The following is a 21,593-nucleotide window of genomic DNA, read 5'->3' as shown; positions in this document are numbered from 1 at the left end:
TCCGCCGTGCCGACTACCAGCCGCCGTTGCCGTAGCCCTGACCATGCCCCTGCCCGTAGCCGTGCCCCTGGCCCTGCTGCCAGGAGGGGTCGGGGCAGCCGCCCTGGCCCTGACCGGGCTGCGGCTGCTGCCGGTACGGCTCCTGGTACCCGCCCTGCCACTGGTGCTGACCGGCCGGAGCGGGCGCGGGCGTCCCCCAGCTGACCTGCTGTTGCGGGACCGCCTGGTGCTGCTGCTCGTCGTAGCCGGGCAGCGGCTGCGGCTGGGTGGGGACGCGGGGGGCCCTGGGCGCCGTGCGGGCCAGGGCCGCGCCCTCCAGACGCATCAGCTGAAGCGTCTCGGTGACCTTCTTGTCGGAGTACGGATCCTCTTCCTCGAAGATCTCCGTCACGTCGGCCTCGTGGTCGCCGGCCACGGACACCTCGACACCGCCCTGCCGGGTGCCCCAGCTGCCCTTGTGCAGGGTGACGAGGGCGTAGAACCGCAGCGGGGTCAGCAGGAACAGCTGGATCAGGCCGTACAGCGGGGCGAGCAGGAACATGCCGAACCGTTTGACGAAGCCCATGCCCCGGCGCGGGAAGTCGAGGTACCGGACGTTGCGCAGGTACCCCATGAGGACCATGAAGAGCGCGTAGTCCCCGATGTGGTCGAGGAACCGGGGCGGATCGATGATCGGCAGGATGACCATCGAGTAGAACATCGCCGTACCGAAGACCAGCCACAGGCCGAGTTCCATGCAGGTCAGCCAGAAGGCCGGGCGGTACTTCCGCTGGTGCCGGAAGGCCCAGAGGGACTCGCGGAAGAACGACTTGTTCCAGCGGACCTGCTGGCGCAGGAAGTGCGGCAGCTTCTCGGGGACGGCCGTGTAGCCGACGGCGGTCTCCTGGAAGACGACCTGCCCCTCCGTGAGGCAGTAGTTGGTCATCCGGCGGTCGTCGCCGAAGACGGCGGGCTTGCCCAGGAACTGCTGGTTGAGGAAGTCCGGCAGGTACTTGCGCACCAGGGAACCGCGATAGGCGGACAGGGCGCCGCAACAGCACAGGACGGACTTCAGCCGCGAGTAGGCGGCCCGCTCGAACAGGAAGGAGTTGCCGTAGCGCAGGTCCTGGAGGCGGGTGAAGACGTTGCTGTCGTGGTTGAGCGCCAGCACCATGCCGGTGGAGGCCATGATCTTCTCGTCGGCCATCGGCAGCAGCAGCTCGCGGACGGTGTCGCGGGAGAGCACGGTGTCGGAGTCGACGCACAGGAAGATGTCCGAGTACGGCGCCGCCTGGAAACCGAGCGCGAGCGCCTCGCGCTTGCCCTTGTTCTCGGGCTGCACGCTGACCGTGTACTTCACGCCGAGCGCCTCGAACTCGCGGCGCATCCGCCTGGCCATCCGGATGCCGGAGTCGTCGGCACTGGCGTCGTCGACGATGTGGATCTCGTTGGGCAGACGGCTCTGCGCGAGCAGGCTGCGCATGCCCTGCTCGAACATCACGGGGTCCTCGTTGTAGATCGGGATGACCGCGGTGACCCATGACCGTTCCAGGTACTCCAGCTCCTCCCGGCCCCCCTTGGCGGGCCGGTAGAACAGTGCGCCGAACATCTTCAGCGACAGGAGCCCCATGGCGCCGATCGAGTACAGGTGCAGCGAGTCGGAGTCCAGACGGGTGGCGATCACCGCGGCGATCACCAGGAAGAAGAAGTAGGAGACCTTCAGCTGCCGTCGTTTGCGGTGGGCCCGGCGCCCGCCGGAGTCGACCGCTCCGGGTATGTAGGTGTCCCCAGACGTCACAGCTTGACCACCCGGGGGTGATCGACGGACTTGCCCCGGGTGTCGAAGAGCGTCCGCGCGCGGTCGGCGAGCAGGCCGAGGTCGATCTCCCGGTGGGACTGGAGCAGAATGGTGAGGTCGGCGCTCTCGGCGGCGGCCAGGTAGTCGTGCGCGCGCTCGACCGGCGTACCACCGACGGTCCAGTCCGCGATCCGCGGGTCGAAGTACACCAGTTCGGCGCCACGGGCGCGCAGGTTCTCGGCCACGGCCAGGGCCGGGCTCTCCCGCTGGTCGGAGATGTCCGCCTTGTAGGTGACGCCGAGCAGCAGGACGCGGGAGCCGCGCACGGCCTTGCCCACGTCGTTGAGCAGCTCGCCCGCGCGGTTGACCACGTGCACGGGCATGCGCTGGTTGATCTCCTGGGCCAGCTCCACGAACCGGAACGGGATGCCCAGTGACCGCACCTTGTACGACAGGTAGTTGGGGTCGATCGGGATGCAGTGCCCGCCGACTCCGGGACCAGGGTAGAAGGGCGCGAAGCCGAACGGCTTGGTGGAGGCGCAGCGAATGGCGTCCCACAGATCGACGCCGATCTCCCGGCAGAACATCGACATCTCGTTGACGAGCGCGATGTTGACGTGCCGGTAGGTGTTCTCCAGCAGCTTGGCCATCTCGGCCTCGCGCGTGCCCTTCGCCTCCACGACACGGGTGACGAAGCGCTCGTAGAGGGCACGGGCGGCCTTGGTGCAGTCGGCGGTGACGCCGCCGACGACCTTGGGCGTGTTCTCCAGGCCGAAGGAGGCGTTGCCCGGGTCGATGCGCTCGGGTGAGAAGGCCAGGTGGAAGTCCTTGCCGACCTCCAGGCCGCCGGCCTCCAGGCGTGGCCGCACCACCTCGTCGGTGGTTCCGGGGTACGTGGTCGACTCCAGGACGACGAGCGTGCCGGGCACCAGGTGGGCGGAGATGTCGTCCACCGCGGCGTGCACCGCGCCGAGGTCCGGGGAGCCGTACTCGGTGAGCGGGGTGGGCACACAGACGACGACCGCGGCGGCGTCCGCGATCACCCGTGCCCTGTCGACCGCTTCGAACCCCTGATCGAGCATCGCGCGGACCTCGGCGTCCGAGATGTCGTCCACGTGCGAACGGCCGGAGTTCAGAGCGTCGACCACGCTCCGGCTGCGGTCGAGTCCGACGACCTTCAGGCCCGCCGCCGCGGCCGAGCGGGCCAAGGGAAGTCCTACGTAGCCGAGCCCGACAACCACAAGATCCACCGTGGAGGATCCGCTCACGATTCAGCCCCCAACCCCGTCGTTCCCGACCGGTGAGGCCGGTTCCGGGGCAGCACGCGGCCGCCCCGGTTCGAACAGGGGAGGAGATTAACAGGGCCTTCACGCTTTAACCACGCTTGTTTCAGGTGCCCCTTGTCACGCGTATGGACGCACAACCCTCCGACGGTCCCGGGTGTCCCCCGTCAGATCTCCTGCCACGCCGTGAGTGCGAGCCCCGGCTCGTCCTTGCGACGGGTCAGCAGCAGCCGGCCCGTGGAGGGCGACAGAACCGCCGCGACCACCCGGCCGTCGGCGTCCAGGGCCAGGGAGACCTCGGCGTCCGGGGCCAGCCGCGGCCCGGACTCGGTCCACCAGGCGCCCGCCGACTCCTGCTCGCCGGGGTAGGCGGCGAAGGCGACCCGGCCGGAGGACGAGCACTGGGCCAGCAGCGTGCAGTCGTGACCGTCGAGTTCGCAGCGGACGGCCGCGACCGGGCCGGGTCCCGCCGCCGGGAGCAGGGCGACGGGCTCGGTGCCCGGGCGCCAGGCGGACAGGTGGCCGGAGACGTCGGTGAAGAACAGGGTGGTGTTGTCGTCGGAGGTGGCCAGGGCGCGCAGGGTGCCCGGACGGGCTTCGGCCGCCACCTCGTCCACCAGCCGGAACTCGGTGCCGGGCGCCTCCTGACGCCAGTGCAGGATCGCACCGGAGCCGATCGCGTACGCCTCGATGCGTCCGGCCCTGCCCGCCACCGCGACGGGCGCGTCCTTCAGCCCGGCGCCCTTGAGGTCCCGCCACGGGCCCCAGCCGCCCTTCTGCGCCTGGGCACGCATGTGGAGTCCGCCGCCGCTGCCGCGTACGAAGATGTGCGCCCGGCCCTGGTCGTCCACCGCGACGACGGGCCTGCCGGTGCGGTCGCCCTTGGCGTTCGGATGGCCGACGGTGTCCCAGTCGAGGGCGGCCAGCAGGGGCCGGAAGTGGGTGGAGTGCACCAGGTCCGACTCCCCCGGCTCCGTGGGCCGCCAGGCGACCAGGTGCGTGTAGGAGTCGGCACCCTGGCCGATCGCCGGGGCGGGGTGCAGCAGCTGGTCTCCGCCGATCCTGCGCGGTGCGTCCCAGGGGCCGCCCGGCACCTGCTCCGCACGGCACAGGACAGCGTCCTGGGTCATCAGGTAGACGCTGAGTCGGCCGTCCCGGCCGCGTATGAGCCACTCGCCGTTCACCTGATCATTTTACGCCTCCGCCCACGGGACCACTCCGACCGGGTGGGGGCGCGTGCGACCCTGGCCCCATGGACGACAGCACACCCCTTCTCGTGATCGTCGACGCCGCGAACGTCGTCGGGTCCGTGCCCGACGGATGGTGGCACGACCGGCGCGGGGCCGCGGAACGGTTGCGGGACCGGCTGGCGGCGGACGGGGTGCCGGGGCGCACCGGCCCGGTGGAGGTCGTCCTGGTGGTCGAGGGCGCGGCCCGTGGCGTGGACCCGGTCCCCGGCGTACGGGTGGAGTCGGCGCCCGGCAGTGGGGACGATCACATCGTCGAGCTGGCCGCGCGGGCCGGCGGTCGCCCCGTTCTGGTGGTGACGGCGGACCGTGAGCTGCGCCGCCGGGTGGCGGAGCTGGGGGCGGAGGTGGCGGGGCCGCGAACGGTCCGGCCCGCCTGACGGCGCCGGTGGCGGCGTCGTCGGCGGGCCGGTGGCGGTTGGCAGCGCAGTGGCAGCGGCAGTGACTACGGGGCGCCCGGGCCGGACGGCTTCGAGGGACTGCCGGCCGCCGCGTCCTCTCCGTGGGCCAGGCGGCTGTGGTTGCGGCCGTAGAGGAAGTACACGACGACGCCGATCGCCATCCAGACGCCGAACCGCACCCATGTCTCGGCGGGCAGGTTCAGCATCAGCCACAGCGAGGCGGCCACCGACACGATCGGCAGCAGCGGCACCAGCGGGGTGCGGAAGGCACGCGGCAGGTCGGGGCGGGTCCGGCGCAGGATGATCACGCTGAGCGCGACGATGACGAACGCGAACAGCGTGCCGATGTTCACCAGCTCGGCGAGTTCGCTCAGGCTGGTGAAGCCTGCGACGATCGCGATGATCACGCCGAGCAGGATGGTCGGCCGGTACGGCGTCCGGAACTTCGGGTGGACGTGGGAGAAGAAGCGCGGCAGCAGCCCGTCGCGGCTCATCGCGAAGAACACCCGGGTCTGGCCGAGCAGCAGGATCATGCACACCGTGGTCAGACCGACGGCGGCGCCGAAGCTGATCACACCGGCGAAGAAGGGATGCCCGGTGGACTTGAAGGCGTCGGCGAGCGGGGCGTCGATCGACAGCTCGCTGTAGTGCTGCATGCCGGTGACGACGATCGACACGGCGACGTACAGCGCGGTGCAGATGAACAGGGAGCCGAGGATGCCGCGCGGCATGTCGCGCTGCGGGTTCTTGGTCTCCTCGGCGGCCGTGGCGACGATGTCGAAGCCGATGAAGGCGAAGAAGACGACCGAGGCCGCGGTGAAGACGCCCATCACACCGAAGTTGGCCGGTGCCCAGCCGAACATCAGCTGGATCAGCGGTGAGTGCAGGCCCCCTCCCGCCTCCACCGGCTGCGCCTTAGGGATGAAGGGGTCGTAGTTGGAGCCCTTGACGAAGAAGGCACCCGCGATGATCACGATGAGGACGACGGTCACCTTGATGGCGACGACGACCGAGGTGACCCGTGCCGACAGCTTCATGCCGAGGACGAGGATGCCGGTGAGCACCAGCACCAGGACGGCGGCGAGGATGTCGAAGCCGAACCCCTCGGCGCCGTCCCGGCCGCCGAGCGCCGCGGGCATCTGCCAGCCCGCGTTGTCCAGCAGCGAACGGATGTAGCCGGACCAGCCGACGGCCACCACCGCCGTGCCCAGCGCGAACTCCAGGACCAGGTCCCAGCCGATGATCCAGGCGGGCAGTTCGCCGAGCGAGGCGTAGGAGAAGGTGTACGCGGAGCCGGCCACCGGGACCGTGGAGGCGAACTCCGCGTAGCAGAGCGCGGCGAGCGCGCAGACGACTCCGGCGACGACGAAGGCCAGGGCCACGGACGGCCCGGCGTTGTTCTTGGCGACCGTCCCGGTCAGTACGAAGATGCCGGTGCCGATGATGACACCGACACCGAAGACGGTCAGGTCCAGTGCGGACAAGGACTTCTTGAGCGCGTGCTCCGGTTCCTCGGTGTCCCGGATGGACTGCTCGATCTTTTTGGTCCTGAAGATACTGCTGCTCACGGGTACCTCCGAGCTTGTCGTCCCCGACATGATCGAGAGGGGGGCGTACTGCGTATGCCCCGGCGTGAGCGGATTCACGCGGATGGGTCGGTTTCGCCACCGCAACGAATGGAGATACCGACCCATCCGGCCGTACGTCAGTCGCGCGCGGCCTCCACCGAGTCCGCCTCGGACCGCTCGTAGCGTCCGTCGAGCTTGGCGACCAGGCCGGTGACCTGGCGGGCGATGTCCGGCGCGGTGAGCCCGATCTCGGCCAGGACCTCGGCGCGGGTGGCGTGGTCGAGGAAGCGCGGCGGGATGCCGAAGTCGCGCAGCGGTACGTCGACGCCCGCGTCGCGCAGGGCCTGGGCGACGGCGGAGCCGACGCCGCCGACGCGCGAGTTGTCCTCGACGGTGACGACCACGCGGTGCCGCTCGGCGAGCGGGGCCATGGCCTCGTCGACGGGCTTGACCCAGCGCGGGTCGACCACGGTGGTGGAGATGCCCTGCTTGTTCAGCAGGTCCGCCACCTCCAGGCACATCGGCGCGAGGGCGCCGACGGAGACCAGCAGGACGTCCGGCGTGTCGGTGCCCGGGGCGCGCAGGACGTCCATGCCGCCGACGCGGCCGACGGCCGGTACGGCGGGGCCGACGGCGCCCTTGGAGAAGCGGACCACGGTCGGCGCGTCGTCCACCTCGACGGCCTCGCGCAGCTGGGCGCGGACCTGGTCGGCGTCTCGCGGGGCGGCGAGCCTGAGGCCGGGGACGACCTGGAGGATCGACATGTCCCACATGCCGTTGTGGGAGGCGCCGTCGGTGCCGGTGACACCGGCGCGGTCCAGCACGAACGTCACGCCGCACTTGTGCAGGGCCACGTCCATCAGCACCTGGTCGAAGGCGCGGTTGAGGAAGGTGGCGTACACGGCGAAGACCGGGTGGACCCCGCCGTGGGCGAGACCGGCCGCGGAGACCGCGCCGTGCTGCTCGGCGATACCGACGTCGTAGACGCGGTCGGGGAAGGCCTTGGCGAACTTGTCGAGGCCGACCGGCTGGAGCATGGCGGCGGTGATGGCGACGACGTCCTCGCGCTCCTTGCCGAGCTCGAGCATCTCGTCGCCGAAGACGGACGTCCAGTCGGCGCCGGAGGTGGAGATGGGCAGGCCGGTGTCGGGGTGGATCTTGCCGACGGCGTGGAAGCGGTCGGCCTCGTCCTGAAGGGCGGGCTGGTAGCCGCGGCCCTTCTCGGTGAGGCAGTGCACGATGACCGGGCCGCCGAAGCGCTTGGCGCGGATGAGCGCGGACTCCAGTGCCTCGAGGTCGTGGCCGTCGATCGGGCCGACGTACTTCAGGCCGAGGTCCTCGAACATGCCCTGCGGCGCGATGAAGTCCTTCAGGCCCTTCTTGGCGCCGTGCAGGGTGTCGTAGAGCGGGCGGCCGACGACCGGGGTGCGCTCCAGGAGGTCCTTGGTGCGGGCCAGGAAGCGTTCGTAGCCGTCGGTGGTGCGCAGGGTCGCCAGGTGGTTGGCGAGGCCGCCGATGGTGGGGGCGTAGGAGCGCTCGTTGTCGTTGACGACGATGACGAGCGGGCGGTCCTTGGCGGCGGCGATGTTGTTCAGCGCCTCCCAGGCCATGCCACCGGTGAGCGCGCCGTCGCCGATGACGGCGACGACGTGGTCGTCGCGGTCGAGGACCTGGTTGGCCTTGGCGATGCCGTCGGCCCAGCCGAGGACCGTGGAGGCGTGGCTGTTCTCGATGACGTCGTGCTCGGACTCCGCCTGCGAGGGGTAGCCGGACAGGCCGCCCTTCATCTTCAGCTTCGAGAAGTCCTGACGGCCGGTGAGCAGCTTGTGCACGTAGGACTGGTGGCCGGTGTCCCAGAGCACCTTGTCCTTCGGCGAGTCGAAGACGCGGTGCAGGGCGAGGGTGAGTTCCACCACCCCGAGGTTGGGGCCGAGGTGGCCGCCGGTCTTGGACACGGCGTCGACGAGGAAGGTGCGGATCTCCTTCGCCAGCCGGCCCAGCTCTTCCAGGCTGAGCCGGTCCAGATCGCGCGGTCCCGTGATGCGGGTCAGCAGCGGCACCCGTGCCTCCTTGCAGTAGAGCTGTTGCCGGGCTTGACGAGTCTAATGTTCCGCCGTGGCGGAACGTGTCGGGGCGGTGCGTCGTACGTCACGCGTTCGGCCTTACCCATCGGCGGTCCCTTCTACGGCTTCCCCGCCCGTCGGCGAGAACCGGTCCCGCCGGCCGTCGTCCCCGGCATCCTGACGTACGTCGTCGTCCCGTACGCGAGGAGCCCCCGTGTACACACGTCGTCCACGTCCTCCACCGCGCGTGCGCCGAGCTGGCCGGCGTCCTCGCGGCAGCGCCGGGCCCGGGTGCGGGCGGACAGCACAGCGCCCGCCCGAGGGCTCAGCTCGGGCGGGCGCTGTGCGGCGGCGACGTGCGTGGCGTGCGCCTACGCGCGGCCGGCCGTCTTCTGCGTCTTGCGGGTGATCGCGTCGATGACGACGGTCGCCAGCAGGACGCCACCGGTGATCATGTACTGGACCGGCGAGGCGATGCCCTGCAGGGCGAGGCCGTACTGGATCGAGACGATGACCATCACACCGAGCAGCGCGTCCCACGTGCGGCCGCGGCCACCGAAGAGGGACGTGCCGCCGATCACGGCCGCGGCGATGACGTTCATCAGGAACTCACCGGTGCCCGCGCCCTGGTTGGCGGCGGCGATCTTCGAGGCGACGAAAAGGCCGCCCATCGCGGCGAAGGTGCCGGCGATCGCGAAGACCGAGATCCGGACCAGCTCGACGTTGATACCGGCACGGCGGGACGCCTCGACGCTGCCGCCGAGGGCGAAGACCTTGCGGCCGTAGGACGTGCGGCGCAGCACGAAGTCCGTGAGCAGCAGGAACGCCAGGAAGATCACCACGGCCAGCGGCAGGCCCTTGTACTGGTTGAAGACGATCGCCGCGGCGAAGGCCAGGGCGGCCAGCAGCACCGTGCGCACGATGATCTCGCTCAGCGGCCGGGACGGCACGCCCGCGGCCTCGCGGCGGCGGTTGTCGAAGAAGGCGGAGAGGAAGTACCCCGCGGTCACGACGATCGCCAGGCCGTAGGCGGCGGCCACGTCGCTGAAGTAGTAGCTGGTCAGCTTGACGACGATGCCGTCGGGGTTCAGGTTGACGGTGCCGTTGCTGCCGAGTATCTGCAGCATGAAGCCCTGCCAGAACAGCAGTCCGGCCAGCGTCACGGCGAAGGCCGGCACGCCGATACGGGCGAAGAAGAAGCCGTGGATGGCGCCGGCGACCGTGCCGGTGAGGATGGCCAGCACCAGGGCCAGCACCTCGTTCATCCCGTGCGTGATGTTCAGCACCGCGAAGGTGGCGCCCGCGACACCGCTGACCGAGCCGACCGACAGGTCGATCTCGCCGAGCAGCAGGACGAAGACGATACCGACGGCGATCATGCCCGTGCCGACCATGGCGACGGACATGTCGGAGAAGTTGCCCGCGGTGAGGAAGTTGGAGTTCAGGCTGGTGAAGATGGCCCAGATGACCAGCAGACCGACGACGACCGGGATGGACCCGAGGTCGCCCGCCTTCATCTTCCGCTTGAACTCGCCGATGTAGCCGGCGAAGCCCTGCTCGCGCACCAGCAGCCGGGGGTCGACCACGGTGGCCGCGGCGGGAGCGGCGTCGGGGTTCTCCACGGCCTGGTCGTCGGCGGTGGTGGAGGTCTTGTCGATGCTCACTTCTTGATCTCCCCATTGGTGCGCGCCGCACGACGGGTCACGGCGTTCTCCGTGGCGCCCGTGATGGCGGAGATGATCTCTTCCTGCGAGGTCGACTTGACCTCGAAGACGCCGTTGTTGCGCCCGAGGCGCAGGACGGCGACCTTGTCGGCGACCGCCTTGACATCGGCCATGTTGTGGCTGATGAGGATGACGGCGTGGCCGCGCTCGCGCAGCCGCTCGACGAGGTCGAGGACCTGCGCGGTCTGCTCGACGCCGAGGGCGGCGGTGGGCTCGTCGAGGATGACCAGCTTGGGCTCGCCGAGCATGGACCGGGCGATCGCCACGACCTGTCGCTGACCGCCGGAGAGCGAGGCGATCGGGATGCGGACGCTGGGGATGCGGATGGACAGGGTGTCCAGCAGCTCGCGTGAGCGGCGCTCCATCTCGACCTCGTCCAGGACACCGCGCTTGATGATCTCGCGGCCCAGGTAGAGGTTGCCTACGACGTCGATGTTGTCGCACAGCGCGAGGTCCTGGTAGACGGTCGCGATGCCCAGGTTCTGGGCGTCGTGCGGCTTGTTGATCGAGACGGCCTTGCCGTCCCACTCGATGGCGCCCTCATCGATGGGGTGCACGCCGGCGATCGTCTTGACCAGCGTGGACTTTCCGGCGCCGTTGTCGCCCACCAGGGCGACCACTTCACCGGCGTGGACCTCAAGCTCTACATCGGTGAGCGCCTGGACGGCACCGAATCGCTTGGAGACCCCGCGCAACGCCAGCACGGGCGTAGCGGACACGTGAACCATCTCCTTCGCCGCCTGACCCGGCGGGAGGTTGTGCAGAAGTTTGGGGGGTGTTCCGTCCGGCGCCCCGCTTAGCTTGCGGGGCTGTTGAGTGCGGGGCGCCGGAGGAAGCTGCGTGCAGCCGGTCCCGTACGCGCTCAGGCGGTACGGGAGGCGGGGCTGCTTACTTGAGACCGATCTTGTCGCAGGCGGCCTTGTAGTTGCCGCTGCAGATCTCGTCGAGGGTGTAGTAGCCCTCCTTGACGACGGTCTCCTTGATGTTGTCCTTGGTCAGCGAGACGACCGGGATGAGGACCGTGGGGATGCCCTTGGTCGTGGCGCTGTCGGACTTCTCCTTGGCGATGGAGTCGAGCGACTCGCCCTTGGCGAGGGCGACGGCCATCTCGCCCGCGACCGAGGCCTCCTGCGGGTAGGACTTGTAGACGCTCATGTACTGCTCACCGGTGATGATGCGCTGCACACCCGCGAGTTCGGCGTCCTGGCCGGTGACCGGGATGTTCGCGATGCCGGCGCGCTTCAGTGCCGTGATGACACCGCTCGCCATGCCGTCGTTGGCGGAGTAGACACCGATGATCTTGTCCTTGCCGAGGGCGGAGATGGCCGCCTGCATGTTGGAGTTGGCGTTCTCCGGCTTCCACTCCTTGGTGTCGTACTCGCGGCCGATGTTCACCTTGCCGTCGAGGACGGCGTGGGCGCCCTCCTTGAACTGGGCGGCGTTCGGGTCGGTGGAGGACCCGTTCATCATGACGATCTGGCCGTCCTTGGCCTTGTCGCCCAGCGCCTTCAGCAGGGCCTCGCCCTGCGTCTTGCCGACGGTGACGTTGTCGAACGAGGTGTAGGCGTCGATCGGGCCCTCGGCCAGGCGGTCGTAGGCGACGACCGGGATGCCCTGGTCCTTGGCCTTCTTGACCGAGCCGGCGATGGCCTTGGAGTCCACGGCGTCCACGATGAGCACGTCGACCTTGTTGGTGATCATCGTGTCGACCTGCTGGGACTGCAGCGTGGGGTCCTGCTTGGCGTTGGCGTAGACGACCTCGCCCTTGTTGTTCGTGAGCTCCTTGACCTTCTTCTCGATCAAGGGCTTGTCGAACTTCTCGTACCGCGCGTTCTGGTTCTCCGGCAGGAGCAGACCGACCTTGATGTCGTCGCCCTTCTTGGCGGACGAGTCGGACGAGTCCTTGTTCTCGTCCGACTCGGCGGCGCTGCCGCAGGCGGCGAGCGAGAGCGCCATCGCGGTGGCGGCAACGGCAACGGCGGCACGACGCATACGCGTGTTCACTTCAGAAACCTCCCTGACGAGGCCGCGTCGTTGCGGCCGAGGTGGCTGGAAGTCAACTCGGCCGCACGTGCGACGTCAAGAAGTAAATCCTTAACGAGATGACAACGGTGCCATCCGTGCTCTAAGTGAAGGCAGGAGTGGCCGCCGGCAGAGTGCCGGTCGCGCTTCCGTCCAAAAGCGTCGAATCGCCCATCTCGCTGAGGGCGAGGGCGAGCGCTCCGAGCACCTCCGCACGCCCCCCGAGTGCCCCGGGGAGAACGGAGAGTTGACGCGCCGCACTGGGGATCGCGTAGCGGCCGACGGACTCCCGGATCGGACCGAGCACCAGCTCCCCGGCCTCGGCGAGATCGCCGCCCAGGACGACGCGGCTCGGGTTGAGCAGGTTGCAGAGGTTGGCGACACCACTGCCGATGTGGCGGCCGACGTCGGCGATCACCCGACGGCAGCCCGGGTCGCCGTCCCTCGCCAGCCGCACGACGCCCTCCATCGTCAGCTCGGTGCCGTGGCTCGGCTGGAGGAGCGGGAGCACGTAGCGTGCGGACGCGAAGGTCTCCAGGCAGCCCCGGTTGCCGCAGCGGCAGACGGGACCGGCCTCGTCGAGCGTGATGTGCCCGATCTCACCGGCCGTGCCGCCGGGTCCGCGGTAGATCTTGCCGTTGATCACCAGGCCCGCGCCGACGCCGCTGGCGACCTTGATGTACGCCAGGTCCCGCACCCCCCGGCCGCTGCCCCAGACCAGCTCGCCGAGGGCGCCGAGGTTGGCGTCGTTGTCCACGTGCACCGGCACGCCGAGCCGCCCCCGCAGCTCCTCGGCGGGCCGGGTGCCGCCCCAGCCGGGCAGGATCGCGGTCGAGCCCAGGGTCCCGGACTCCACGTCGATCGGTCCTGGCACGCCGAGGCCCACGCCGGCGATCTTGGAACGGTCGACGCCGGTCGCCTCGATCAGCCGGTTGACCAGCTGCTCCGCCCGGTCGAGGCCCTGCGCGGCGGACGCGTCGACGTCCAGCGGCTCGGACTCCTCGGCGAGCACCTGGTGGGCGAGGTTCCCCACCGCGACACGCAGGTGCGTGTGCCCGAAGTCCACGCCGATGACGATGCCGGCGTCCCCGCTCAGGGAGACGCTGCGGGCCCGTCTGCCCCCCGCCGAGGTGGGCGTGACCTCGACCGTGCCGCCGTCCTTCAGCTCCCGAACGATATTGGAGACCGTCGCCGCGGACAGGCCCGTCGTCCTCGCGATCTCGGCCTGGGTCAGCGAACCCGCAAGACGTACCGCTCGGACGACCCGCTCCAGGTTGGCTCGGTGCAGCGACGACTGCGACCCCGGAGTCTCCATTGACTCTCACCCTCATCCCTGGCCCGCGTCACCCTGTGGCGACCGGGCCTTGTACAAGTTATGAACTCCAAACTCCGCTGAATCGCCCAGTGACGTCAAGACCTTGAGAGGAATCGGTTCCAGGCCGTGTCCACGGCCGACTACCGGCGGTATACCACAGGGGTCCGGCCCCGGAGAGCTGTCTCTCCGGGGCCGGGCCCCTGCGTACGACGGGTGGAGCGGCGGTGGCCGTCAGCGGAAGGTGCCCTGCGACACCGAACCGGCGATCCGCCGCTGGAAGACGCAGTACACGATCAGTACGGGCACCACCGTGATCACGATCGCCGCGAACAGCGCGCCGTAGTCGATGTCGTAGACCTGCGAGGACGCGTAGGCGGCCATGCCCTGGGTGAGGACCCACATGTCCTGGTCGGTGTTGAGCGCCACCGGCAGCAGGAACTGGTTCCACAGGCCCAGGAAGTTGAAGATCGCCACCGCCGCCATGCCCGGACTGGCCATCGGCAGCATCACCTGGAAGAACGCCCGCCAGTCCCCGGCACCGTCGATCAGCGCGGCCTCGTACACGTCGTGCGGCAGCGACCGGAAGAACGAATAGAGGAAGAACATCGTGAACGGCAGCGCGAACGCGACATAGGTGAGGATCAGCCCGAGACGCGTGTTCAGCAGCCCGAAGTTCTGCAACTGGAAGAAGAGCGGAACGATCGCCAGGAAGACCGGGAAAGTCAGGCCGGCGAGCATCACGTAGTAGATCAGCCGGCGGCCGGGGAACTCGAACCGGGCGAGAACGTAGGCGCACATCGCACCGAGCAGCATCACCAGGATCAGTGCCGAGACCACGACGATCACGGAATTCAGGAAGTACCTTCCGATGTTCGCGTCGGTCCACGCGTTCGCGTAGTTCTCGATCCGCCACTGATCCGGCAGCGAGAACGGCGACGAAAGGATCTCGCCGGTCGATTTGAACGACGACACCAGCACCCACAGCATGGGCACGATCACGATCACGGACCACAGGATCAGCATGGCGTGCGAGATCGCCGCGAATCTGCGGTCGCCGCTCGCGGCGACGCGCGTCAGATTCCGGTCTCTCGCCGGTTTCCGGTCACCGGCCGGCTTCCGGTCGGCGGCGATGACGCTCACCGGGCACCTCCCTTGGCTGCGGCACGCCGAGCTCTGGACCCAGGTGCTTTCCTCTTGCTCTCGCCCTCGCCGCCGCCCGTGAGGCGGTTGACGAGGAACACCAGCGCCGCGAACACCAGGGTGACGACGGCGAGGACGATGCCCATCGCGGTGGCGTAGCCGAACTGCTGCTTGGCGAAAGCGACGTTGAACAGACGCTGGCTGATCGTCAGGGTCGAGTTGTCCGGGCCGCCGTTCGGCACCATCGCCTGGACGTAGACGAACGCGTCGAGGGCGGCGATGCCCAGGTAGATGTACGCCGTCTGCACGCTGTCCCGGATCGCCGGCAAGGTGATCGAGATCGTGGTGCGCAGCCGGCCGGCCCCGTCGATCCTCGCCGCCTCGTACAGCTCGGCGGGAACGCCCTTGATCGCGGCGATGAAGAGCACCGCGTAGAACCCGACGAGCCCCCAGATGATGACGAACATCACGGACGGCATCGCGGTCGCCTTCTCGCCCAGCCACGCGAACGTGTCGAACCGGTCGAGACCGAGGCCGGTGAGGACGCCGTTGAGCAGGCCGGCGTTCGGGTCGTACATCTGCGCCCAGATCAGACCGACGATGATCGCCGGCACGACGTAGGGGAAGAACGAGATGATCCGGTAGAACGACGCTCCCCGGATCCCGCGGACGGGGCCCCTGCTGGGCCCGCCCAGGGTGATGGCCACGGCGACCCCGAGGGCGAGCGTCAGCGTCACCAGCGGCACGAAGGCCGCGAGGAGTGCGACGTTGCGCAACGCCTTCAAGAAGATGTCGTCCTGGAACATCTTCGTGAAGTTGTCGAAGCCGACGAAGTTGTAGTCCGGGCTGAAGCCGCGCCAGTCGGTCATCCCCCAGAAGATCGCCTGGCCGAACGGGATCAGGACGAAGAGCACGAAGATGGCCAGCGGGACACCGAGGAACGCGAGGAAGAACGTCACCCGGTCGAAGGTGAGCTTGCGGCGCCGTGGCCGCCCGCCGCGAGCGGCCGGCTCGGACCGGCGGCTCGCGGCGTCGGAGGTGGTGATGTCGTCTTTCATCGCCGTACTAGCTGATCTTGATCTTGTCGATGGAGTCGTCTTCCTGGACCTTGTCGGAGATCTTCTGCAGGGCCGAGGTGAGGCCCTTGCGGTCGAGGTCGCCGGAGAGGAACGAGTTCCACGGCACCAACTGGTCGGTGTTCATGCCGTAGGCTTCGACGAACCTCCTCATGTCGTAGATGTTGTCGCCCGCGGCCTCGAGCATCGTCGTCTGGGAGACGAGGGCGGCCGATCCGAAGCCGTCGGCGGGCACGGTGCCCTTGACCACCGTCGGGGCCAGCTTCGTCTTGGAGAAGTTGGCGGCCGCCTTCTCCGACAGCATCGCCCGCAGCACTTCCTTGCCGCCGGCCGGGTTCTTGCCCTGCTTGGGCACGATGAAGGGCTCGCCGGCTGCGGCGTGGAGCGACTCGTAGGGAAGCTTCGGCTTGTCCGTGAGCGTCATCTCCGGGAACCCGGTCATCTGGAAGTCCTTCTTGGTGGCCTTCGCCATCTCGTTCTCGATCCAGCCACCGGACGGGTAGAGCAGCGCCTTCTGGTCGTTGCTCCAGATCGCCTGTGCCTTCTGGAACTGGGTGCCGGAGCCGCCGGGGACGAACATCTTCTCCTTGATCATGGTCTCCATGACCTTGAGGACGCCCTGGACGGCCGGATGCGACCAGGCGTTCTTCTCGAGATTGCCGAGCGCGAGCCGGACCTCGTCACCGCCCTCCTTGATCGCTGAGGCGAACAGCATCGTCTGGTAGTAGGTCGCGGCTTCCTTGCCGTGGACGAAGAGGTACTTGCCCTTCTTCTTCGCCTTCTGGCCGAGGTCGAGCGCCTCGTCCCAGGTCTTCGGCGGGGTCCAGTTGTTCTCCTCGAAGAGCGTCTTCGAGTACCAGACGCCGTACACCGTCATCACGTACCGGAGCGCGACGAACTTGCCGTTGTACGTTCCGGGGTCCTTGACGCCGGGGTAGACGATGTCGGCGATCTTCTTGCCTTCGTAGGTGTTGGCCTCGAAGAGGTCGTCGAGCTCCTCCAACTGGTCGAGGATGCCGAGGAAGCCGATCTGATCCTCGCCGGAGTTGTCGATGAGGTCCGGCGGGTTGCCGCCGACGAAGCGGGGCTGGAGCTGGGGGGCGATGTCGACGACCGGCTTGACCTGGACCTTGAGGCCCTTGACCTGGCTGCCGAGCACCTGGTTGGTGTAGTCGACGTAGTCGGTGCCGTAGCCGCCGTCGAAGATGGCCGCTTCGACCGTGGATTCGGCGGCGACACCGAACGGGTTCGTGGCGCTCTTCTCGCCCTTCGGGCCGCCGTCGCCGTCGCCGTCCTCGCTGGAGGGAGAGCTGCACGCGACCGCGAACGAGCCCATCGCCGCGGTGGCGATGGCCCCCCGCAGAAGCGTCCGCCTGTCAAGAGAGCCGGCACGAATGGTCATCTCTGCATCCTCACTGATCGATTGGATCTGTACGGAAGTGCCGCGTGTGCGCCCGCCGCGGCCGGACCGGTCCTGCGCCGGCCGCACGTGGGGCGCTGTCGCCGTCGTCTCGGAGCCGCGGTGCGGCGCCGATGATCAGCTGAGTGATGCCGGCACAACAGTCGCCGGGGCCGGAGCGGCGGTCGCGCTCCGCCTGATCAGATCGCGATGGCCTACGCCGGTGGTGGATCCCATGCTCAAGTCCTCGCCTTCTCCAGGACTCAGGCGGTGAACCGGATCCTCCCCGGCACCGCGATCGGGTCACGCTGGGTCGTGCAGGAAGTGCGGGTACTGCTGTCGAACACCGCTGTTCGGGCGCTCTGGAGGTTGCTTTCGGCGTTCCCCCCGGATCCCCCTGATGGCCGACAGGTATAGTCCACTTACCGTCGGCGGAGCAAGATCGAATGCAAGGTTGGCGGTACGTCTTTTCCGAGTTGAGACCTCCCGGAAATATGAATGGCCTGTGTGCCACTTGCCGGAAGAATCCCCGGCATAAGCCTCGAACGCCACATCCAACACCCTTGACATCACATGTCACTTGACCCCTACTGGTCCTTGCGCAATTGAGTTGACAACGTTGTCCCCAGCGCAGGGAGGGTGGCCAGGGCATGCAGTACAGAGTTCGGCACAGATGGGGTCCGGCGGTCGTGATGACGACCGCCTTCGCTTTGGCGGTGGGTTCACAGGGGGCGGCGGTCGCGCTGCCCGCCGCACCCGCCGAGACCGACCGGGAGTTCGCGTCCTCGTTCGAGGCGGATGACCCGGTTCCGGACTGGATCAGCACCGTGGACACCGATCCGGACGGCGGCAAACGGTCCGCGGGGGTGGACGGCGGGTACAGCACCGGGATACCGGGCAACGTCACCGACCGCGTCACCGGCGTCCGGGCGAGCGCGGAGAACACGGGCGGCGGGGAGGTGAAGGAGAACCTCTTCGACAACGAGCCCACCACCAAGTGGCTGACCTTCGCGCCGACCGGCTGGGTCGAGTTCGACCTGGACGAACCGGCGAAGATCACCAAGTACGCGCTCACCTCGGCCAACGACCACTCCGAGCGCGATCCCAAGGACTGGACGCTGAAGGGTTCGGCCGACGGGGAGAACTGGCGGACGCTGGACACCCGGTCCGGAGAGTCCTTCGACGAGCCGTTCCACACCAAGACGTACGAGCTCGCGGAAGCGGCCGAGTTCCAGCACTTCCGGCTGGAGGTCACCAGGAACAACGGGGCCGGCGACGCGCTCCAGCTCGCCGACGTCCAGCTGGCCACCGCCGCCACCGACACGCCCGTCCCCGAGGACATGCTGTCCCTCGTCGACGACGGGCCGAGCGGCTCGCCGACCGCCAAGGCGAACGCCGGCTTCACCGGCAGGCACGCCCTCCAGTACGCCGGCCGGCACACCGCGGACGGCCGGGCGTACTCGTACAACAAGGTCTTCGACGTCAACGTGAAGGTCGACCGCCGCACGGAGCTCTCCTACAAGGTCTTCCCGTCGATGAGGGACCGCGACCTCGACTACGACGCCACGAACGTCGCGGTCGACCTCGCCTTCACCGACGGCACCTACCTGAGCGACCTCAAGGCGACCGACCAGCACGGTTTCCCGCTGACGCCGCGCGGTCAGGGCGACGCCAAGGTGCTGTACGTCAACCAGTGGAACAGCGTGAAATCGGGGATCGGGTCGGTCGCGGCCGGCAAGACCGTCGACCGGATCCTGGTGGCGTACGACTCCCCCAAGGGGCCGGCGAAGTTCCGCGGCTGGCTGGACGACGTGGCGATCGAGCGCGTCAGGCCCGAGCGGCCGAAGGCGCATCTGTCCGACTACGCGCTGACCACCCGCGGCACCAACTCCAGCGGCAGCTTCTCCCGCGGCAACAACTTCCCGGCGACCGCCGTGCCGCACGGCTTCAACTTCTGGACGCCGGTGACCAACGCCGGTTCGCTGAACTGGATCTACGACTACGCGCGCGGCAACAACGCGGACAACCTGCCCACGCTCCAGGCGTTCGGCGCGAGCCACGAGCCGAGCCCGTGGATGGGCGAGCGGCAGACCTTCCAGGTGATGCCGTCCGCCGCCTCCGGCACCCCGGACACCGGCCGGGACGCCCGTGAGCTGCCCTTCAGGCACGAGAACGAGACCGCCCGGCCGTACTACTACGGGGTGCGGTTCGAGAACGGCCTGAAGGCCGAGATGGCGCCGACCGACCACGCGGCGATGATGCGCTTCACCTACCCCGGTGACGACGCGAGCGTGATCTTCGACAACGTCAACGACCAGGCCGGCCTGACCCTGGACAAGGAGACCGGCACCTTCAGCGGCTACTCGGACGTCAAGTCCGGTGGCTCCGCGGGCGCCACCCGCCTCTTCGTCTACGGCGAGTTCGACTCCAAGGTCACCGGCGGCGACTCGAGCGGCGTCACCGGCCACCTGCGCTTCGACGCGGGCCGGGACCGCACCGTGACGATGCGCATCGCGACCTCGCTGATCGGCGTCGACCAGGCCGAGGACAACCTGCGCCAGGAGATCCCGAAGCGCGCCTCCTTCGACAAGGTCAAGCGCGACGCCCAGAAGCAGTGGGACCGCATCCTCGGCAAGGTGAAGGTCGAGGGCGCCACGCAGGACCAGCTGACCACGCTGTACTCCAGCCTCTACCGCCTGTACCTGTACCCGAACGCGGGCCACGAGAAGGTCGACGGGAAGTACAAGTACGCCTCCCCCTTCTCGAAGGCGGCCAAGGAGGACACCCCGACTCAGACCGGCGCCAAGATCGTGGACGGCAAGGTGTACGTCAACAACGGCTTCTGGGACACCTACCGGACCACCTGGCCCGCGTACTCCTTCCTGACCCCGTCCAAGGCCGGTGAGCTGGTCGACGGCTTCGTGCAGCACTACAAGGACGGCGGCTGGACCTCGCGCTGGTCCTCCCCGGGCTACGCGGACCTGATGACCGGCACCTCCTCGGACGTGGCCTTCGCCGACGCGTACGTCAAGGGCGTCGACGACTTCGACGTGAAGGCGGCGTACGACGCGGCCGTCAAGAACGCCACCACCGTGCCCCCGTCCTCCGGCGTGGGCCGCAAGGGCATGGAGACCTCGCCGTTCCTCGGCTACACGAGCACGGCGACGCACGAGGGCATGTCGTGGGCGCTGGAGGGCTACCTCAACGACTACGGCATCGCGAAGATGGGCGAGAAGCTCTACAAGGAGACCGGCGAGAAGCGGTACAAGGAGGAGTCGGCGTACTTCCTGAACCGCGCCCAGGACTACGTCAACATGTTCGACTCCAAGGCCGGCTTCTTCCAGGGCAAGGACCTCGCGGGCGACTGGCGCGTGGCCTCCGAGAAGTACGACCCGCGCGTGTGGGGCTACGACTACACGGAGACCAACGGCTGGGGCTACGCCTTCACCGCCCCGCAGGACAGCCGGGGCCTGGCCAACCTCTACGGCGGCCGGGACGGCCTCGGCGACAAGCTCGACGAGTACCTGTCCACCCCCGAGACGGCCTCACCGGAGTTCAAGGGCTCCTACGGCGGTGTCATCCACGAGATGACCGAGGCGCGGGACGTCCGCATGGGCATGTACGGGCACTCCAACCAGGTCGCCCACCACGCCCTGTACATGTACGACGCGGCCGGGCAGCCCCACAAGACGCAGAAGAACGTCCGCGAGGTGCTCTCCCGCCTGTACACCGGCAGCGACATCGGGCAGGGGTACCACGGTGACGAGGACAACGGCGAGCAGTCGGCCTGGTTCCTCTTCTCCTCGCTCGGCTTCTACCCGCTGGTGATGGGCAGCGGCGAGTACGCCATCGGCTCCCCGCTGTTCACCAAGGCGACCGTCGAGCTGGAGAACGGCCGCAAGCTGGTCGTCAAGGCGCCGAAGAACAGCACGGAGAACGTCTACGTGCAGGGGCTGAAGGTCAACGGCAAGCGCTGGAACTCGACTTCGCTCCCCCACTCGCTGATCGCGAAGGGCGGCGTCCTGGAGTTCGACATGGGTCCGCGGCCGTCGAAGTGGGGCACCGGCGACAACGCCGCCCCGGTGTCGATCACCAAGGACGACGAGGTGCCGACCCCGCGCGCCGACGCGATCGAGGCCGAGGGCGCCCTGTTCGACGACACGTCGGCGACCGACGCGAGCGTGACGTCGGTGGAGCTGCCGGTGTCCGACAAGGGCGCCGAGGCGGTCCAGTACACCCTGACGTCGTCGGCGGACCGGACGAAGGCACCGACCGGCTGGAAGCTCCAGGGCTCGGCCGACGGCACGACCTGGCGGACGCTGGACCAGCGCTCGGGCGAGTCCTTCGCCTGGGACCGGCAGACCCGGGCGTTCTCGGTGAAGTCGCCGGGGACGTACCAGAAGTACCGCCTCGTCCTCGACGGGGAGCACACGCTGGCGGAGGTGGAACTGCTGGCGTGAGCGGATGAGACACGGTGGCGGGTCCGGGCGTGTGGCCCGAACCCGCCACTCCCGTGTGCCGACCCATTCCCCGTGCGTGACGGATGCACCACAATGAGCGGGCGCCACCGGCGGACGC

Annotated in this window: 14 protein-coding genes; 2 read left to right on the top strand and 12 right to left on the bottom strand. The window is 68.7% G+C overall.

The features are described from left to right. Positions 1-13: 13 nt before the first annotated feature. From QC283_RS30135 to QC283_RS30125, 3 genes are all read right to left on the bottom strand, one after another. Positions 14-1,777: a glycosyltransferase gene (locus QC283_RS30135; protein WP_279564891.1), complete on the bottom strand. Its 1,764-nt coding sequence runs from the start codon at positions 1,775-1,777 to the stop codon at positions 14-16. After that, on the bottom strand, positions 1,774-3,045 hold the full coding sequence (locus QC283_RS30130) for a nucleotide sugar dehydrogenase (protein ID WP_279564890.1): 1,272 nt from the start codon (positions 3,043-3,045) through the stop codon (positions 1,774-1,776). Before QC283_RS30130 ends, QC283_RS30135 begins: the two co-directional genes overlap by 4 nt. A gap of 182 nt (positions 3,046-3,227) precedes the next feature. After that, positions 3,228-4,244 carry a hypothetical protein gene (locus QC283_RS30125; RefSeq protein WP_279564889.1) on the bottom strand — a complete coding sequence of 339 codons (1,017 nt, stop codon included), beginning with the start codon at positions 4,242-4,244 and terminating at the stop codon, positions 3,228-3,230. 68 nt (positions 4,245-4,312) lie between these two features. Here QC283_RS30125 and QC283_RS30120 point away from each other — a divergent pair, with 68 nt between their 5' ends. Further along, entirely contained in the window at positions 4,313-4,687 is a 375-nt protein-coding gene (locus tag QC283_RS30120) for an NTP pyrophosphohydrolase (RefSeq protein WP_279564888.1), read from the top strand. Between the two features lie 65 nt (positions 4,688-4,752). Here QC283_RS30120 and QC283_RS30115 read toward each other — a convergent pair whose 3' ends face one another. From QC283_RS30115 to ngcE, 9 genes are all read right to left on the bottom strand, one after another. After that, positions 4,753-6,276 carry an amino acid permease gene (locus tag QC283_RS30115; RefSeq protein WP_279564887.1) on the bottom strand — a complete coding sequence of 508 codons (1,524 nt, stop codon included), beginning with the start codon at positions 6,274-6,276 and terminating at the stop codon, positions 4,753-4,755. A gap of 137 nt (positions 6,277-6,413) precedes the next feature. Continuing rightward, complete coding sequence (gene dxs / locus QC283_RS30110; protein ID WP_279564886.1) at positions 6,414-8,336, bottom strand: 1-deoxy-D-xylulose-5-phosphate synthase; 1,923 nt, start codon at positions 8,334-8,336, stop codon at positions 6,414-6,416. Positions 8,337-8,710: 374 nt separating this feature from the next. Continuing rightward, entirely contained in the window at positions 8,711-10,003 is a 1,293-nt protein-coding gene (locus tag QC283_RS30105; protein ID WP_279564885.1) for a sugar ABC transporter permease, read from the bottom strand. Next, positions 10,000-10,791 carry an ATP-binding cassette domain-containing protein gene (locus tag QC283_RS30100; protein WP_279564884.1) on the bottom strand — a complete coding sequence of 264 codons (792 nt, stop codon included), beginning with the start codon at positions 10,789-10,791 and terminating at the stop codon, positions 10,000-10,002. The genes QC283_RS30105 and QC283_RS30100 overlap by 4 nt, the downstream gene beginning before the upstream one ends. A 160-nt stretch (positions 10,792-10,951) precedes the next feature. Then, positions 10,952-12,055: an ABC transporter substrate-binding protein gene (locus tag QC283_RS30095; protein ID WP_279564898.1), complete on the bottom strand. Its 1,104-nt coding sequence runs from the start codon at positions 12,053-12,055 to the stop codon at positions 10,952-10,954. A 133-nt stretch (positions 12,056-12,188) separates the two neighbouring features. Continuing rightward, positions 12,189-13,400 (bottom strand): ROK family transcriptional regulator, encoded by a 1,212-nt coding sequence (locus QC283_RS30090; RefSeq protein ID WP_279564883.1) that lies wholly within the window; start codon positions 13,398-13,400, stop codon positions 12,189-12,191. Between the two features lie 231 nt (positions 13,401-13,631). Next, positions 13,632-14,540 carry a carbohydrate ABC transporter permease gene (locus tag QC283_RS30085; protein ID WP_279564882.1) on the bottom strand — a complete coding sequence of 303 codons (909 nt, stop codon included), beginning with the start codon at positions 14,538-14,540 and terminating at the stop codon, positions 13,632-13,634. Next, a complete protein-coding gene (locus tag QC283_RS30080) occupies positions 14,537-15,598 on the bottom strand; it encodes a carbohydrate ABC transporter permease (protein WP_279564881.1) in 1,062 nt (353 codons plus the stop codon). The genes QC283_RS30085 and QC283_RS30080 overlap by 4 nt, the downstream gene beginning before the upstream one ends. 7 nt (positions 15,599-15,605) lie before the next feature. After that, complete coding sequence (gene ngcE, locus QC283_RS30075; protein WP_279564880.1) at positions 15,606-17,018, bottom strand: N-acetylglucosamine/diacetylchitobiose ABC transporter substrate-binding protein; 1,413 nt, start codon at positions 17,016-17,018, stop codon at positions 15,606-15,608. Positions 17,019-17,665: 647 nt separating this feature from the next. Here ngcE and QC283_RS30070 point away from each other — a divergent pair. Beyond that, the gene (locus tag QC283_RS30070) at positions 17,666-21,475 is read left to right on the top strand and encodes a GH92 family glycosyl hydrolase (RefSeq protein WP_279564879.1); all 3,810 of its coding nucleotides are present in this window, start codon (positions 17,666-17,668) and stop codon (positions 21,473-21,475) included. Positions 21,476-21,593 lie beyond the last annotated feature (118 nt).

Origin of the sequence: Streptomyces sp. DH41 (assembly GCF_029813785.1) — a bacterium.
Lineage (GTDB): Bacteria > Actinomycetota > Actinomycetes > Streptomycetales > Streptomycetaceae > Streptomyces.
Note: the sequence above shows the minus strand (reverse complement) of the source record. Positions and strands in the feature narration are given on the sequence as shown.